The sequence below is a fragment of the Aquibacillus rhizosphaerae genome, from assembly GCF_030282825.1.
GTDB classification, from domain to species: Bacteria; Bacillota; Bacilli; order Bacillales; family Amphibacillaceae; genus Aquibacillus_C; species Aquibacillus_C rhizosphaerae.
In genome coordinates this window covers 1-17284 of sequence record NZ_JASTZU010000061.1, presented here as the reverse complement: position 1 = coordinate 17284, position 17284 = coordinate 1, and the positions used below count along the sequence as shown (strand labels likewise).

The window sequence follows — 17284 nt, the reverse complement described above, 5'->3', positions numbered from 1 at the left end:
AATAAAGATTCGGATGAATGGTATTGTAGTCAAGGCAATACGACTGTAGACAAAAAACGTTATATTTCAAATAGAAAGGATGGAAAAAGAGAAGGCTATAAATATTATTTTGAGCTCAATCAATGTAAAACATGTCCGTTACATGACCTGTGTACACAAGGACGCGCAAGAAGAATTCTAACTATTGGGTTGAACACAACAGATTACTATGAAATGTCCCAATATCAGAAGACCGAAGAGTTCAAGGAAAAATATAAAAAGAGGGCTTCAATTGAAGGTAAGAATGCGGAGCTTAAAAGATTTCACGGCCTATCCAGAGCCAGGGGGTATGGTCTATTAAGTGTGTCCATACAATCAAAATTAGCTGCAATCGCAGTTAATATGAAGAGGATATCAGCAATAGTATCCTCTTCATATTCATCTGTTTTAATAAAAAAGTGCATTTTTAAAGTGTCATGGTCATTCGGATAAAGATTTATTAAGAAACATAGAAAAAAAACGCTAGTTTTTCACTGGTCCCGAACCGTCCCTGTGCTTCCTTACTTTCTTTTACTGTATATGTTAACTCACTAATCAGGAAATTATTATTTTTGTGTAAAGTGTTTTACTATATTGGAATAGAGAAGCGTGTGTTGATATTATAATGATATATGTAAGAAGGAGGTTAGCCAATGAATCAAAACAAGCATACCTATGCAGTGGAAGCTACGAATCTTGTGAAAATTTTTGGCAACGATCGCGCTGTCGATGGAGTTAGTTTAAAGGTGCCAAAAGGAATTGTTTATGGGTTCCTTGGTCCAAATGGTGCGGGGAAAACGACTACGATTCGCATGCTTGCCACCTTATTAAAGCCGAATGAAGGTGAAGCCTCTGTTATGGGCTATGACCTCGTTAAGGATGCGGATTCTGTTAGACAGTCTATCAGTTTGACCGGCCAATTTGCATCGGTGGATGAAGAGTTGTCGGGGAGAGAGAACTTAATTTTTATCGGGCGTTTAGTCGGTTTTACGAGAAAAGAGGCTAAAAAAAGAGCAGATGAACTATTAAAAGCTTTTAAATTGGAGGAAGCGAGTAAGCGCCAGGTGAAAAAATATTCTGGTGGAATGCGGCGTCGAATAGATATTGCTGCTAGTATTGTTACCTCTCCAGACTTGCTTTTTTTAGATGAACCAACAACTGGACTTGACCCAAGAAGTCGTAATCAAGTCTGGGATATTATACGTGCTTTAGTTAAGAATGGCACAACGGTTTTTCTGACGACGCAATACTTAGAAGAGGCCGATCAATTAGCTGATTTGATTGGTGTCATTGATCAAGGGAAACTAATTGCAGAAGGAACAAGTAAAGAATTAAAAGCGTCGATTGGTGCTGGTAGTTTAACCGTCCATTTTGATGATATGGACGAATTAGAGAAAGCTAGGGTTATTTTTGCAGGACAGCTAGAGCAATCTCCAGAAGCAGATGTACGGGAAATATCCTTAACCGTTCCGATTAAAGAACATGCCAAAGCTGCTAAAGCGATAGGGGAATTAGCAAACGCTAATGTTCAAATTAAGGACTTTTCGATGAGTCAACCAAGTTTGGATGAAGTTTTCTTAACTTTAACTGGGAAATTACCAGAGAGCGAAGGAGGGGACGAATCCAATGGCAAATCATGAAGAACGAACGTTTGAAGAGGCGATAACCAATATTACACGTCCTAAAAAGCCGAGTGCAATAAGTGCATCTGCTACCTTTGCATGGCGAGCGTTATTAAGGATTCGCTACGTACCTGAACAACTATTTGATGTAACGGTGTTCCCTATCATCTTTCTATTAATGTTTACTTATTTATTTGGAGGAGCTATTTCTGGTTCTACTGGTGAATATTTAGACTTTGTTTTACCGGGTATTCTCGTTATGACGGTGGCGATGATTACGATGTATACGGGTCTCGATTTAAATAAAGATATTGAGAAAGGTGTTTTTGACCGCTTTCGTTCGTTGCCAATCTGGCGACCAGCCGTATTAGTTGGAGCTTTATTTGTTGATGCTGTTCGCTATTTAATTGCGTCTACGATTATGATAACCTTGGGATATATTTTAGGATTTAGACCAGAGGCTGGCTTTATCGGCGTTGTTCTGGGGGTTTTGTTATTACTGTTTTTCGCATTTAGTCTGTCGTGGATTTGGACGATGCTTGGGATCATTGTTCGTACAGAAAAAGCACTAATGGCAATGAGTATGATGATTTTGTTCCCACTAACATTTCTCAGTAGTGTATTTGTAGATCCAACCACAATGCCTGGTTGGCTCCAGAAATTCGTTGATATTAATCCAATTACATTTGTCGTTGATGCAGTTCGCGGTTTGGTCCACGGTACGGATGCAACAAACGATATTCTGATGGTACTTTACATTTCAATTGGATTAATCCTCATATTTGGACCTTTAACAATGTACTTTTTTCGGAATAAGAATTAATATTGTGGAAGCAGGGGGCGGTTCTCTGCTTCCCTTTTTGCGTTCCTGTGAATAAATACACTTGCGGATTTTAAAACTATAAGGAAATATTTTCAACAGGAAGACACATATGTGACTAAACATAGATGGATATTCTACTGTCTCATTCCTTGGAAGCAGAGAACCGTCCCTGTTCCTTTAAAGGAAGGGATGTGAATGTTATGAAGGATGCTTTTCTCTTTTTATTACAACTGGCTATCCTTTGCGCTATTTATACTATTTCAAATTATATCGTAATATGGACAGATGTCCCGATTCCAGCTAGTGTCTTGGGGATGATTGTGTTATATGGTTGTTTAGTAAAAGGAATTGTTTCATTAAACTATATTGAGCGGGCGGCCGTATTTTTAATTAATCATCTCGGCTTCTTTTTTATTCCATTTGCTGTTGGATTAATGAACTATGGAGGGTTAATTCGAGCTAGTGGATGGCAATTACTTATGATGATTGTCGGAAGTACACTTATCGGTTTGGTGGTGACATCTGGAATCACCCAATATTTATCTGCAAAGGAGCAATCAAAACATGAGCGGTCTGACTCTGTTTAGTATTTGTTTAACCATCATTGTATATATCGGTGCTAAGGCTCTATCTTCGCGGGTTCTATCTCCATTCACAACGCCAGTATTAACAGCAACAATTATTTTAATCGTCATTTTTCAAGCGATGGACATTAGCTACGAACAATATTCAGCAGCGAAAGATTGGATGACCTATTTATTAGGCCCTGCTACAGTAGCTTTGGCAGTTCCTATGTATAAAAATCGAGAAGTCATTAAGGAAAAATTAAAACAAGCACTATTTGGCTTAATTATAGGGACATTAGCAACGATTGCTTCTGCAGTATGGATTTCTAAGATGTTAAACCTATCTGAAACGGTCCAAGCTGCTTCAGCAGTAAAAGCTGTGACTACTCCTGTAGCAATTGAAACGGTCGTAATCATTGGCGGCGATCCTGCATTAGCTGCTGCTTTTGTGATCACTGCCGGTATATTCGGGGCTGTTTTTGGACCAGTATGTTTGTCAACTTTAAGAATTCATGATCCGTTTTCGCGTGGCCTTGGTATCGGAACCGTTGCACATGGAATCGGTACGAGTCAAGCAGTGATAGAAGGGCAACTACAAGGAGCTGTGTCTAGTGTTGCTATGGGATTTACAGCTATCTTTACATCGGTCATCCTCCCTTGGTTATATCCGTTGTTATAAATGGGAGGGATGAGGAGGGAAAATCATTGCTCAGAAGGTTGGATCTGGTCGTATAAAAGTCAGCAGAAATAGGCGCGGTCATCGGAAGCTGCATGAACGCGTCTTCTTTGTTATGGAAAGATACAGCCACTAAATAAAAGAAGTTTGCATTAATCATCATCTTTATGAAAAGAACTATTAAAAACAAAATTCACATGTTTATCTTCTGTTATTTTATGAAACAATTCTATTACAATTTGATGTGTTTATTTTGAAGGGGATTATTAGGAAAATTAGGAAGCAGAAACCGTCCCTGAGCTTCCTTAGGAGTAATTACTTATAAATATTTAAGTGAAAATAAACAATTTTTACCATTAAATCAATATTCTTTCATGATATAGTTAGAACGATTCGTTATTTTTAGAGAACAGTAAAAACTAAATGATTTAACGAGGTGAAGCGCCATGTCCTTATATTATTATTACAGGCTTTTAAGTGAGAAACGAGAACAACTTAGTCGACTACACACTTGTAATAGTCAGCTACAAGTAAAAAGGAATGAGTTTAATAGTAATAGAAGTCTTATTGTAAACCCTGAACTCTCTTCCTTTACGTGGGAAGGATCATTAGCTAGAAAATTCAATGACATTAGACATGACGGAATGCTTCATTATTACACAGATATTAAAACAAATCAGCTAGGAGAAGTATTTTCGAGTCTAGACAGTAAAATTCAATCTATAAGAGAAGAGATTCGCTCTATTAATCAAACAATTGCTTATTTAGAACAACAATTAGCAGAAGAAAATGCGAATAATTAACTGGGAAAATAAAGTGTAGGAGGCATCTAAATGGCAAATGAAATTAAAATAAACCAACTTGAATTGGAGAACAGCTTGTCTAATATAAAATCCACTGCAGAATCTTTAGAACCGTCTTATCCGACTAATATTGGTGATGGGAATCAAATGGATACAGTTCGTAAGTTAAATGCTGTAAATCATGAATTAGAGAGATTAGTAGAAGCTTATAAAGAATTATTTCTACAAAATGAGGAAATGACACGTCAATCCATAAAAGAAATGATAGATGCCGATGTGGATTTATCAAATCATATTAGTGCAAAGTAAGGGGGAGGAATATAAGTGAAGACACTGGATGTATCATCTCTTGAATCAGGTGTGGAGCAAATTTTAGTTAAATTATCTCAACAAAAAGAACAAATAAATGATATGCAAGCTGCAGTCAATAACTTAATTTCCCAAGAGGATACTTTTAAAGGGAAGGGTGGACAATCGATAAGAAATTTTTATCAGGATGCCCATCAATCTTTTATGGATTTTTTTCAGCAAGTGATGAGCAATTATGAATCCGTAATAAATAAGATAACGCATGAACTTCAAGGTTTAGAATCAGATTCTAATGGTGTAATAAAAGAAGGTTTTCTACAACATGATGTAGAAAATGGACTAAATAAAGCAAGAGATATAGTGATAGATTTAACTAACGAATCAAATCAGACCATCCAAACGGTAAGCGATATTGTCTCCCTACCAAAACTTCAAGATAGTTCATTTCTTCAGCAGACCCATAAAGCACGATTACATAAAGATGAAACTGTAGAAAATCTCAATTTATTTGATCATACTCAGAATGCTGCTCTTACTCCGATTCAAGATGATGTTCAAATAATGAATCAATATATTCGAGAAATCCAAGGACTTTTTACGAGTGGTTCCATTTCCATCGGTACATATCAACCGAATGTTTGTTATAACCCGAACAATACGCAATATGTTCAGAATGATAATCCATACGCAGAGTTAGTGAATAATCCACGTTTTGTATCAAATGGAGTAGAAGCTTCAGATACTGCAAATGGGGAAACAGTATGGGATCCGACGCCAACTTTAGGGATTAATATTGATCAATGGCGAGAACAACCCGTAAATGCAGCAGCAAACCTTGGCGTAATAGGTGCAACAGCTTACGGAGCTTCGAAGAGTGTTAATTTGGCGAGACAAGGCTTCGGAGTGACTAAAACACATTATACTACGGCACAAGGACAGAGAAGAGTTAGATTGCTAGTAGATAAGCCGGAATTAAATAATATAAATAAAAAGACTTATTCAGGTGCAAATGCTACCAATTATACGAAGGTCTATAAATTAGTTGATCCCATGACAAGTGTAAAGCAATCCTTTAAATGGGCAGGTAATAGGCTTGGTTATATTGGTGTAGGTACGACAGTTGTCGGAGACATCGCTCATGGTATAGAAAATGAGCAGTCTGGAAGTGAAATTGCAGGGAATGTGACAGGTGATGTTGCTGTCGCTGGAGCCTCAATTGCTTCGTCTGCATACGCCGGAGCATTAGTTGGTGGGGCAATCGGAGGACCGGTTGGAATAGCCGTTGGAGCAGCTGTAGGTGCGTTGGCGGGTATCGCAGTTAGTACTATTTTAAGCGATATTAAATTTATGGATGTAGATAATGACGGGAAAAGTGATTCAATAGGGGATGCGATTAAAAAGGGTACAACAGGAATAATTAATAAAATTGGTTCATGGTTTGATTAGATGAATTTAATAATAGAGGGTGTCAAATGAAAAAGTTAGGAAATACAAATGAAATTGAAATATCTTATTTTAATAACTTACAAGATCCGCATTTGATAAGGCATAATGTTTTTGGTTTTTTACTAATATTCATGGATATTATTTGTGTTATACCCATTGTTGGTGACCCGTTTTCCCCGCAATTTTTTTGGGCAAGTATTATTCCAATTGTATTGATAAACTTATGGGGCGTCCTATACATCGTAGCCCCTTATAAATTTGAAAGGTCGTACTATTTGTTTTTTGGTACCTTGGGAATTGTAAATACGTACGTCTATTTTATTGTCATCCAGAAGTTTTTATATATACATATAGGAGTTGAAGGTAGTATCTTTTTTATTATGGGATTGGTATTAGTAATCCTATTATTAGTTTTCTTTCAAATTTTCAATATGAAAATGTTACATTCTGGGAAGTATGCAAAACTTCAAAAGAATGAATGGAAACTAAATGTGAATCCGATTATAGTTGCTTCTAGTTGTGGTTATATTATCGCACAAGTAATTATGTCTGTTTTTGTTACAGAATCAGTTAAATGGATTGTCTTAATCATGGCAATATCAGGATTATCAATTGTCTCTGCGTATTTTTCTACTTATATACACAAGTTTTTTTATATTCGTAAAAACTATGAAATTGTTAAAAAAGTATATCCCGAGTTCGGATTATCAAAGAATAATAGAAAAAGTTAATGAACAATGTCATAGCTTTACAGGTAAGTACTAAAACTGCTCTACCAGTCACTTTTGCGATACTCTTTTTATGGATGTCATTATGGACTACAATAACAAATAAACTTCTAAAATATGCTGAATATAATCTATCCTACAAACATCTAGAGCTATAGTAGGTGGTGGAAAATTGAGAAAATACCGCGATATAGATGAAATTAAATTATCCTATTTAAGGTTTCAGACTCCACAAGAACTCAGGGGAAATGTCATCGTTTGTTTTCTCATTTTGCTAGATTTAATGGGAGTTTTACCACTTTTAGCTGAGCCGTTTTCTTGGCAATTTATATGGCCGATTATCATTCCTGTAGGACTTATCCATGTAGGGGCCATTATATATTTAGTTGCCCCATATAGATTTGAAGAATCATACTATTTATTGATTGGTATCTATGGTCTAGTAAATTCGTTTGTTTACTTCTTAGCAATTCAGAAGTTTATTTATATGTTTTTGGGTGCTGAGAATGCAATCTATTTTATCCTTGGTCTTATATTCTTTGTCGGATTGTTAGTGCTTTCTCAAGTAATTAATATAAAAATGTTGTACTCAAGTACGTATAGAAAACTTCAAAAAAATGAAGCCAAGATAAATGTATCTCCCATTCTAACGGCAACAGGATTCGGGTATATAATTGCACAAGTAATCATGTCTACCTTAGTTACTACCTCTATTAAGTGGATTGTTATTATTTTGGTATTATCAATAATGTCTATTATAACTGCATTCTTTTCTACTAATATACATAGATACTTTTATATAAGAAAAAACAGAAACACTGTAAGTAAACTTTACCCTGAATTTGGATTGCCGAAAAAACTTAGAAAAAGTCAGTTCTCGATATGATTACTTGAGGTGTCAAATTGAAAAAACATACTGATATTGACGAAATGACAGCTTCGTTTGTGAATGATCTACAAACTCCAAATATGAACCGGCATAATGTAGTTGGTTTCTTATTAATTGGTCTTGATATAATGGGTTTAATCCCCATCATTAGTGAACCATTCTCATCAGCCTACTTTTGGCCTGCTGTAATTCCAATAGTAATTATTAACTTATGGGCGATTTTATATATCGTTGCACCTTTTAAATATGAAAAATCGTACTATCTATTTTTTGGCGTATTCGGTGTTGTAAATACATATATATATTTTCTAGTAATTCAAAAATTTTTATATATCCATATCGGCGTTGATGGGAGCCTATTTTTTATTGTAGGATTAGTGTTATTTATCAGCTTACTCCTATTTTTACAGTTATTTAATTTAAAAATGCTTTATTCTAAAAGTGATATGAAAAAGGATAAAAATGGGTCGAAAATAAATGTGAGTCTAATTACTGTAGCATCAAGTGGTGGTTATATAATTGCACAAATTATCATGCCGATTTTTGTGACTGATTCCTTAAAAATAATAATCCTAATAATAGCTTTGTCGTTGTTGTCTATTTTAACGGCCTATTTTTCTATATTTCTACAAAAGTATTTCTATATCGGTAAAAATTACAAAACGGTCAAGACGGTCTATCCGGAATTTGGATTACCTAAAAAACTGAGGCGAAATTAGGCTTATTGAGGTGTCAGATTGAAGAATCATAATGGTATTGATGAAATTACATTATCCTATTTGAATTTACAAACGCCTCAAGAACATAGAGGAAATATATTTATTTTTTTCTTAGTATTTTTAGATATTATCGGGCTGCTTCCTATTCTAGGAGAGTCTTTCTCTGCACTTTTTTTCTGGCCTGCAATTATTCCAATAGGATTATTACATATTGCTGCAATTGTATATATGATTGCTCCGTATAAGTTTGAACACTCCTATTATTTATTTTTTGGAGTGTATGGAGTAGTAAATACCTTTATCTATTTTCTAGTAATTCAAAAGCTGTTGTATATAAACATAGGGATTGAAAGTCAAATTGTTTTTATTCTTGGTGCAATTCTATTAATACTATTACTCGTATTTTTTCAATGGTTTAACATAAAAATGCTTTATTCTGGTACATATGCAAAGCTGCAACAAAATAAAAAAAAGATAAGCGTTTCTCCCATTATAACTGCTACAGCATTTGGGTATATAATCGCACAGTTTATTATGTCGGCACTCGCTTCTGGATCTATTAAACTTATGGTAATAATAACACTTATATCAATCTTGTCTGTTGTGACTGCATTCTTTTCAATCTATATTCACAGATACTTTTTTATTCGTAAAAACTATGAAATCGTTAAAAGAACATATCCCGAATTTGGCTTGCCAAAAAATCTAAGAAGAAATTAGTTATAGCTGTATTCAGTGATTTTAAGTCTGTTTCCCAGTAAGAGAGGAGTAATACGTATGAATAAATGGACACTACTAAATAAAGATCTATATATTTTAGTGAAAATGCTTGGTGGAAAGGTATTAATTGGCACTTCGAATCCATTTCCGAATTATAGTGAGGAGGATATGGAAAAAGAATGGGAATTAACTTTCAAGAAGTTACATAAGCTGGATCTAGTTGATTTAATTGACGGAGAATTGAAATTTGAAGATTCATTTATTAGTGCTATTTGGGTCATAGCAAGATCGAATTTTGTGGTAGAGATTCTCACGGATTACATGGATAAAAACTTATTTTATTTTAGCGATGAAAGAGTTATAGAATGTGAAAAAGTTAATGAAGTTGAAATTACAGTAGTTGAACATTCTACTCCTGATTGGACATGGAATCAGATTCTTTTGCCTAGGATGCTTATGGGAATTAAAAACATCCCTACGCGTACAAATGACACTTTGCTTCTAATTCCTAAGGACTATGAAAGGTACTGTGAAGATAGAATGATTTACAATTTAGATCAAGTAATAGCAAATAACGAATTAGATAATAATAGTCTAATAATCAAGCAGTTTACGAAGGCTGTTCAAAGGCGAATTTATACTAACCGTTTAATGATATACTACTGGCAAAATAATTCTTGGAATGTAGAGGGTACCCATGTATTATCATCACCATCCTATAATTGGACGTTAAGAATGATTAATCTAGACGGAGTGGAATGGTTACAAGCTACACAAGCATCAGGTGCAAGTTTAGTTAAAGAATTAGTTGGTGTTATGGAGAGAGTGAAAGAGGAACAACTTGTTTAATTGAAAGGTGGAAATCAATGTTTTTTCAAAAAAAGAAAGAAACAACTAGATATTGCGTAGTTGTTTTTATAGAGCAAACAATGTCTAATGAAGAACATAGCAAATTGGCTGATAAGATTATGGGTGAAGTGGAAAATGTGGATATCATGTCTGAATCCACTTTAAATGAAGAGTTTATTGATGTACTAAAACAAAAATTTCCCAACAGTCAGATATCTACACCGAGCTTTGTTGTTAAGCCGATGGCAACAGAACGAATAAAACAAGAGACGAAAATAATGGAGAAAAAATTCAAGTGGAAAAAACTCTTCAATACTATACCTATTGAAGAGTATTTACTTGTTGAAGATAAGGTTATTAGTGATTTTCGAAATGCTATCCTATACACGGAAAATGTGGAAGAAGTCCTTGCCTTTTTGAGAAAAGGAAAAGTTGACAATCTAAGTTAGGTAGAGAAGATACTGATTATTAGTAAAGCGATTCTTTCTAGCAAGTGTAAGCTACTGATTCGTGAGGTTACGCTTGTTGTATTTTCTAGTAGCAAAAAAGATACTGAGTCACCTTTGTTGGTCTGAAAATGCTACAAGCTTGGCACCAATTTATTTATAACATTCTTCCACGACGTTAACCCATATAGTTAGTGGGCAATTGCCCTTTTAAGGCATATCTAAAGTACATGATTTTATAAAAGATCTTTACAAAGAGTATTTGACAAGGAGTATTACTAAATGAATACTAAGCAAACCCTGCTCATAATCACCTGCTTAGTAATACTAGGAGGGTGTCAGTTGGAAGAAGCACAACTTCCTGAAACAAAAGCTTTTCAAGATGAATTTACGCGCGAGTTTATGGATTCGTCTGAAGAAGTGAAAGATGGCTACTATTTATTCCGTTCGAAAACAGATCGGTACACGATGTTGTTTCCGGAAAATGCAGAAGTATCAAGGATGTTTTATGAAAGAAACAAGGATTTTTTTGAGAGCCTATCTTTTGTAGATTATAGTAAAGAAGAAAATTACAATTTTAAATATGATGTTAATTTTACAACTTATGGTGAAGAAGCTCTAGATAATAGCTTGGAAATCCTATCTGAAAAGATTGGTTATAGTGGGGAGTTTCAAAAGATTGAAGGAGAAAATACTCTTATTTATTTTGCGGAAAATGAAGAAATTGTAGAAGGCAATGGCAACAAATGGACGGTATATGGATTTTATAGTTATATTATTCTCAACGGTGAGGATGTAGGTATAGAGTATATATATTCAGCTCACTGTTATGATGAAGAAACCTGTAATATAGACCCTGAGATAGAAGAAGACAAGGCATTGACGCTTATGAAGTCAATTCATTTTATAGAGAATGAATGATTGAAAATATCTTTTTTCAGAACGCTGTAGTGTGTTTAAATCTTATCAACTACTGTAATCCTCTTTACAATATCCCCATTTTAATTGGTACTTTACGTTCACTAATTACTCCGTTTTGTTACCTTTATGTAGTACATAATGTTTTTTTTATTATTCCTTTTCAATAACTATTGATAAGACATAGAAAAATATGGTAATAATAAGGAGTTAATGGAAATGAAAGGGGTATAACTAAATGAAAATAAAGCAAATTCTTCCCCTGATCATCATTTTGGTAATACTAGGAGGATGTCAGTTGAAAGAAGCACAATTACCTGAAACGAAAGCATTTCAAGATGAATTTACGCGCGAGTTTATGGACTCAACTGAAGAAGTAAAAGATGGCTATTATTTATTTCGTTCCAAAACAGATGGGTATACGATGTTGTTTCCTAAGGACGCAGAAATCTTAGACTCTCCTATTTATGAGAGGGATAAAGATTTTTTTGAATTTGTTAATTTTGTAGATTACAGTAGAGAACAAAATTATAATTATGAATATGATATTATGTATTCTATGTATGGTGAAGAAGGGGTAGAAGTTAGTTTAAAAGGTCTATCTAGAAGAGTGGGTTATAGTGGAGAGTATCAGGAGATTGAAGGAGAGAATACCCGCATCTACTATGCTAAGGAGCAAGAGCTATATAAGTCAGATGAACGTGAAAGAACTGTCTATGGATTTTTTAGCTACATAGTACCAAAAGGTGGTGCTGTTGGTGTAGAGTTTATTTATTCATCTCATTGCTACGTTGAAGAGGCATGTAATATAGAACCGGAAAAGGAGGAAGAGAAGGCATTGATGCTTATGAAGTCAGTTCAATTTAATAAGGATTAATGATTGAAAATATCTTTTTTAGAATGCTGTAGTGTGTTTAGATCTTAACAATTACTGTAATCCTCCTTTGTATTTAATTATTCCTCTTCGATCATGTCTCTTTTAAAATACCTCCGAAGTTTAAGTGGTACTTTACGTTCATTAATTATCCCGTTTTGTTACCTTTATGTAGTACATAATGTTTATTTTGTTATTCCTTCTCAATAGCTATTGGTAAAACATAGAAAATTATGGTAATAATAAGGAGTTAATGGAAATGAAAGGGGTATAACTAAATGAAAATAAAGCAAATTCTTGCCCTGATCATCATTTTGGTAATACTAGGAGGATGTCAGTTGAAAGAAGCAAAACTACCTGAAACGAAAGCATTTCAAGATGAATTTACGAGAGAATTTATGGATTCAACTGAAGAAGTAAGAGATGGCTATTATTTATTTCGTTCCAAAACAGATCGATATACGATGTTGTTTCCGAAGAACGCTGAAATCGATAGTGGGGCATTTTACGAAAGAAATAAAGATCACTTCGAGAGTCTATCTTTTGTAGATTATAGTAAGGAAGAAAATTATAGCTATACCTATGATGTAACCTATACACCTTTTGGTGAAGACGCACTAGAAAATAGCTTGGAAATATTATCTGAAAAGGTTGGTTATGGTGGAGACTATAAAGAGATTGAAGAGAAGAATACTCGAATTTTTTTTGCAAAAGAAGAGAAGCTATATGAAGCAGACGACCGGCAAATGAAGGTTTACGGATATTATAGTTATATTATACCTAAAGAAGGTAATGTTGGAGTAGAGTTTATCTATTCAGCTGATTGCTATGTTGAAAAAAAATGTAGTATTGATCCTGGCAAAGAGGAAGAAAAAGCAATAATGCTGATGAAGTCGGTTCATTTTAAAGCGGAAGAATAATTGGAAATATCGATTTAGAAAGCTGAAGTATGTCTACATCCTATTAATCAATAAGATTACTTATTGCATTTAATAATTCCTCTTCCATCAAGCCTCTTAAGAATACAACTAGTATTTAAGGTTCTTTCTTGCTGCGCATAAATGTAACTATACCTTCATGAAATGTAACATGGAAAATCACGGTAATAGTAAGAAGGTAATGGAAATGAAAGGGGTATAACTTAATGAAAATAAAGCAAATTCTTCCCCTGATCATCATTATGGTAATACTAGGAGGATGTCAGTTGAAAGAAGCAAAACTACCTGAAACGAAAGCATTTCAAGATGAATTTACGAGAGAATTTATGGATTCAACTGAAGAAGTAAAAGATGGCTATTATTTATTTCGTTCGAAGACAGAGGGGTACACGATGCTGTTCCCGAAGAATGCCGTAATCTCTAAAAGGTCTTATGAAAGAAATAAATCTCCATTCGAAAGTATAACTTTTGAAGACTATAGTAAAAAGGAAAATTACTATTTTAAGTATGACGTTTCTTTCACATCTTATGGTGAAGACTCTATTGAAAATAGCTTAGAAATACTATCTGATTCATTGGATTATAGTGGGGATTTTAAAAAAATAACAGATGAAAACAAACTTATTTATTATGCGAAAAAGAAACAAAATTTTGAAGCTGATAATAGAAGCAGAACTGTTTACTTTTTCTTAAGTTATATTGTTCCTAAAGGTGGATCTGTAGGAATTGAATATACATATAGTGCTAGTTGTTATGATGAACTGAATTCTGTTTGCGACGTTAAACCAGAAGAAGAAAAAAAAGCTTTGATGCTTATGAAGTCGGTTGAATTTATAAAGAATGAATGATTGAAAATATCGATTTAGAACGCTGTAGTGTGTCTATATCCTATTAATTAATATGGATACTTATTGCATTTACTAATTCCTCTCATCACGCCTCTTAAGAATACAACTAGTATTTTAGGTTCTTTCTTGCCGCACATAAATTTAACTATACCTTCATGAAATGTAAAATAGGAAAATACGGATATAACTAGAAGTTAATGGAAATGAAAGGGGTATAACTTAATGAAAATAAAGCAAACTCTTCCCCTGATCATCATTTTGGTAATACTAGGAGGATGTCAGTTCAGTGAAGCACAATTACCTGAAACAAAAGCATTTCAAGATGAATTTACGCGCGAGTTTATGGATTCAACAGAAGAAGTAAAAGATGGCTATTATTTATTTCGTTCGAAGACAGATAGGTATACGATGTTGTTTCCGGAGGACGCAGAGATTGCTAGTGGTGCTTTTTATGAAAGAAACAAAGATTCTTTTGAGAACCTATCCTTCGTAGATTATAGCAGGGAAGAAAATTACAACTATACATATGATGCTATGTATTCATCACATAGAAAAAAAGAGGTTGAGATTAATTTAAGAGGATTATCCAGAAGAGTTGGGTATGATGGAGGATATCAAGAAATTGAGGAAGGGAATACTCTCATTTACTTAGCAAAAGAACAAGAGGTGATAGAGAATGAAGATCGTAAAAGAATAGTGTACCGTTTCTTTAGTTATATAGTGCCAAAAGGGGGAAGTTTTGGCATAGAATATATATACTCATCTCATTGTTATGATGAAACAAATTGTAAAATGGATCCAAAAAAGGAAGAAGAGAAGGCGTTGATGCTTATGAAGTCAGTTCATTTTAATATGGATTAATGATTGAATATACCGATTTAGAACGCTGTAGTATGTTTAGATCTTATCAATTGTTGTAATCCTGTAAACGAGCACATTATTTCGGCACTCTATTTCCAAAATGGTGGGGCAGGAAATCTGAAATAATGTGCTCTTTTTTTCACGTTCTTTTTCAGTCATGGAATCTTCCTCCTTTTGATTAGAAGGACGACCGGTCATCCATGTTTTTATTCTACTTTTTTCGTCATTCTTTGAACACGCAAAAGGAATGTGGAATGACAAATATTTTTTTATGGTGTAAATATGGTAGAATTAATGTGCCATAAAATATGTTGATAAGTGTCCCCAGCTCCTTCGCAAGAAGGAGGATTCGCCAAAATCCAGGATTCTTTTCATATAGTTTATGGCTTCTTTTTTACCTTTTTCATTGATATCACCCTCGTTATCTATATAAAAATTATGTATCCAGTTGATATTTCTTATAAAACGACGCAAATGATACCTCCATAATTGACGGTACCCATTTCCTTTTTTCTTCTCCAATGCTTGTTCCACACTTTTTAAAATCGTATGAAGACTGTATTGAAAGTAAGGATTTAAAAAGTCAGGTAATATAGATATATTTGCTTTACACAACAAGCATTTCATTCTACATATAGGAATACGTAGCTCCACTTCTTGTGTGACTGCGTTCCTCCAATAAAAACCGTTTCGATATAAGTTGCCACTGGAAGTACACTGACAGTTTGGACATTGATCGAAAACAGGAAAATCATTTGCCTTACCTTTTTGAGAATATTCGTTTAAACTGACTTCCAAATCGTAAGGTATAATCATAAAAAAACTCCCCCTTCTAATATGCCAAAAATTTAGCACATTACTTCGGAGAAGTATAGTCAGTAAGCTGTTAAATTTTGAAAATAATAGGTCATTATTAGAGGGAATAAAGTGATAGTTTACAGTAATCCTCTTTTGCATTAATCTTCCATCACGCCTCTTTAGAAAAACCCAAAGCTTAAGTAGTACTTTACGTTCGCTAATTACTCCGTTTTGTTACCTTTCTGTAGTACATAATGTTTATTTTATTATTCCTTTTCAATAACTATTGATTAAACATAGAAAATTATGGTAATAATAAGGAGTTAAAGGAAATGAAAGGGGTATAACATAATGAAAATAAAGCAAATTCTTCCCCTGATCATCATTTTGGTAATACTAGGAGGATGTCAGTTGAAAGAAGCACAATTACCTGAAACAAAAGCATTTCAGGATGAATTTACAAAAGAATTTATGGATTCGACTGAAGAAGTGAAAGATGGCTATTATTTATTCCGTTCTAAAACAGATCGATATACGATGTTGTTTCCGGAAAATGCAGAAGTATCAAGGATGTTTTATGAAAGAAACAAGGATTTTTTTGAGAACCTAACTTTTGAAGATTATAGTAAGGAAGAAAATTACTATCATAGATCTGATGTTATGTATGCACCACACAGGGAAAATAAGGTTGAGATTAATTTAAACGGATTATCCAGAAAAGTTGGGTATAGTGGAGACTACCAAGAAATTAAAGAAAAGAATACTCTCATTTACTTAGCAAAAGAGCAAGAGTTATTAGAGAATGAGGATCGCAAAAGAACAGTGTACCGTTTCTTTAGTTATATAGTGCCAAAAGGGGGAAGCGTTGGCGTAGAATATATTTATTCTTCTTATTGTTATGATGAAGATCTATGTAACATAGACCCTGAGATAGAAGAAGAGAAGGCGTTGATGCTTATGAAGTCGGTTCAATTTAATACGGAATGAATCATTGAAAATATCGATATAGAACGCTGTAGTATGTTTAGATTTTATCAATTGTTGTAATCCTCTTTGGAATTTAATAATTCCTCTTCCATCACGCCTCTATTAAAATATCTCCCAAGTTTAGGTAGTACTTTACGTTCATTAATTACTCCGTTTTGTTACCTTTCTGTAGTACATAATGTTTATTTTATTTTTCCTTTTCAATAACTATTGATAAGACATAGAAAAATATGGTAATAATAAGAAGTTAATGGAAATGAAAGGGGTATAACTTAATGAAAATAGAGCGAATTCTTCCCCTGATCATCATTTTGGTAATACTAGGAGGATGTCAGTTGAAAGAAGCACAATTACCTGAGACGAAAGCATTTCAAGATGAATTTACGCGCGAGTTTATGGACTCAACTGAAGAAGTAAAGGATGGCTATTATTTATTTCGTTCGAAA

The 17284-nt window shown here is 33.9% G+C and carries 21 protein-coding genes; 20 read left to right on the top strand and 1 reads right to left on the bottom strand.

Features of this window, described 5'->3' with window-relative positions:
- The 19 genes from QQS35_RS19660 to QQS35_RS19570 all read left to right on the top strand — a co-directional run.
- Positions 1 to 471 (top strand): transposase (locus tag QQS35_RS19660; protein ID WP_285933947.1); only part of this gene is annotated, 471 nt, incomplete at its 5' end.
- A gap of 200 nt (positions 472 to 671) precedes the next feature.
- Positions 672 to 1658, top strand: a complete 987-nt coding sequence (locus tag QQS35_RS19655; protein ID WP_285933946.1) for an ATP-binding cassette domain-containing protein — start codon at positions 672 to 674, stop codon at positions 1656 to 1658.
- Positions 1645 to 2463, top strand: a complete 819-nt coding sequence (locus QQS35_RS19650; protein WP_285933945.1) for an ABC transporter permease — start codon at positions 1645 to 1647, stop codon at positions 2461 to 2463. Before QQS35_RS19655 ends, QQS35_RS19650 begins: the two co-directional genes overlap by 14 nt.
- A gap of 200 nt (positions 2464 to 2663) precedes the next feature.
- The gene (locus QQS35_RS19645) at positions 2664 to 3050 is read left to right on the top strand and encodes a CidA/LrgA family protein (protein ID WP_285933944.1); all 387 of its coding nucleotides are present in this window, start codon (positions 2664 to 2666) and stop codon (positions 3048 to 3050) included.
- Positions 3028 to 3708 (top strand): LrgB family protein, encoded by a 681-nt coding sequence (locus tag QQS35_RS19640; protein WP_285933943.1) that lies wholly within the window; start codon positions 3028 to 3030, stop codon positions 3706 to 3708. Before QQS35_RS19645 ends, QQS35_RS19640 begins: the two co-directional genes overlap by 23 nt.
- A 443-nt stretch (positions 3709 to 4151) precedes the next feature.
- Positions 4152 to 4508 carry a YwqH-like family protein gene (locus QQS35_RS19635; protein ID WP_285933942.1) on the top strand — a complete coding sequence of 119 codons (357 nt, stop codon included), beginning with the start codon at positions 4152 to 4154 and terminating at the stop codon, positions 4506 to 4508.
- A 30-nt stretch (positions 4509 to 4538) separates the two neighbouring features.
- The gene (locus QQS35_RS19630; protein ID WP_285933941.1) at positions 4539 to 4817 is read left to right on the top strand and encodes a YwqI/YxiC family protein; all 279 of its coding nucleotides are present in this window, start codon (positions 4539 to 4541) and stop codon (positions 4815 to 4817) included.
- Positions 4818 to 4832: 15 nt separating this feature from the next.
- Positions 4833 to 6263, top strand: coding sequence for an LXG domain-containing protein (locus tag QQS35_RS19625; protein ID WP_285933940.1), 1431 nt, complete (start codon positions 4833 to 4835; stop codon positions 6261 to 6263).
- Between the two features lie 26 nt (positions 6264 to 6289).
- Positions 6290 to 6994, top strand: a complete 705-nt coding sequence (locus QQS35_RS19620; RefSeq protein WP_285933939.1) for a hypothetical protein — start codon at positions 6290 to 6292, stop codon at positions 6992 to 6994.
- A 169-nt stretch (positions 6995 to 7163) separates the two neighbouring features.
- Positions 7164 to 7877 carry a hypothetical protein gene (locus QQS35_RS19615; RefSeq protein WP_285933938.1) on the top strand — a complete coding sequence of 238 codons (714 nt, stop codon included), beginning with the start codon at positions 7164 to 7166 and terminating at the stop codon, positions 7875 to 7877.
- Between the two features lie 17 nt (positions 7878 to 7894).
- Positions 7895 to 8599 (top strand): hypothetical protein, encoded by a 705-nt coding sequence (locus tag QQS35_RS19610; protein WP_285933937.1) that lies wholly within the window; start codon positions 7895 to 7897, stop codon positions 8597 to 8599.
- Between the two features lie 18 nt (positions 8600 to 8617).
- Complete coding sequence (locus QQS35_RS19605; protein ID WP_285933936.1) at positions 8618 to 9319, top strand: hypothetical protein; 702 nt, start codon at positions 8618 to 8620, stop codon at positions 9317 to 9319.
- Positions 9320 to 9376: 57 nt separating this feature from the next.
- Positions 9377 to 10168, top strand: a complete 792-nt coding sequence (locus tag QQS35_RS19600; RefSeq protein WP_285933935.1) for a hypothetical protein — start codon at positions 9377 to 9379, stop codon at positions 10166 to 10168.
- A 17-nt stretch (positions 10169 to 10185) separates the two neighbouring features.
- A complete protein-coding gene (locus QQS35_RS19595) occupies positions 10186 to 10617 on the top strand; it encodes a hypothetical protein (protein ID WP_285933934.1) in 432 nt (143 codons plus the stop codon).
- Between the two features lie 339 nt (positions 10618 to 10956).
- Entirely contained in the window at positions 10957 to 11535 is a 579-nt protein-coding gene (locus QQS35_RS19590) for a hypothetical protein (RefSeq protein WP_285933933.1), read from the top strand.
- Between the two features lie 235 nt (positions 11536 to 11770).
- The gene (locus QQS35_RS19585) at positions 11771 to 12409 is read left to right on the top strand and encodes a hypothetical protein (RefSeq protein ID WP_285933932.1); all 639 of its coding nucleotides are present in this window, start codon (positions 11771 to 11773) and stop codon (positions 12407 to 12409) included.
- A 275-nt stretch (positions 12410 to 12684) separates the two neighbouring features.
- Positions 12685 to 13326: a hypothetical protein gene (locus QQS35_RS19580; RefSeq protein ID WP_285933931.1), complete on the top strand. Its 642-nt coding sequence runs from the start codon at positions 12685 to 12687 to the stop codon at positions 13324 to 13326.
- A 224-nt stretch (positions 13327 to 13550) separates the two neighbouring features.
- Positions 13551 to 14192, top strand: coding sequence for a hypothetical protein (locus tag QQS35_RS19575; protein WP_285933930.1), 642 nt, complete (start codon positions 13551 to 13553; stop codon positions 14190 to 14192).
- Between the two features lie 222 nt (positions 14193 to 14414).
- A complete protein-coding gene (locus QQS35_RS19570) occupies positions 14415 to 15053 on the top strand; it encodes a hypothetical protein (protein WP_285933929.1) in 639 nt (212 codons plus the stop codon).
- Positions 15054 to 15344: 291 nt separating this feature from the next.
- Here QQS35_RS19570 and QQS35_RS19565 read toward each other — a convergent pair whose 3' ends face one another.
- Positions 15345 to 15869: a DUF6431 domain-containing protein gene (locus QQS35_RS19565; RefSeq protein ID WP_285933928.1), complete on the bottom strand. Its 525-nt coding sequence runs from the start codon at positions 15867 to 15869 to the stop codon at positions 15345 to 15347.
- A 333-nt stretch (positions 15870 to 16202) separates the two neighbouring features.
- On the opposite strand from QQS35_RS19565, the gene QQS35_RS19560 reads away from it, so the two are divergent.
- Positions 16203 to 16838 carry a hypothetical protein gene (locus QQS35_RS19560; RefSeq protein WP_285933927.1) on the top strand — a complete coding sequence of 212 codons (636 nt, stop codon included), beginning with the start codon at positions 16203 to 16205 and terminating at the stop codon, positions 16836 to 16838.
- Positions 16839 to 17284 lie beyond the last annotated feature (446 nt).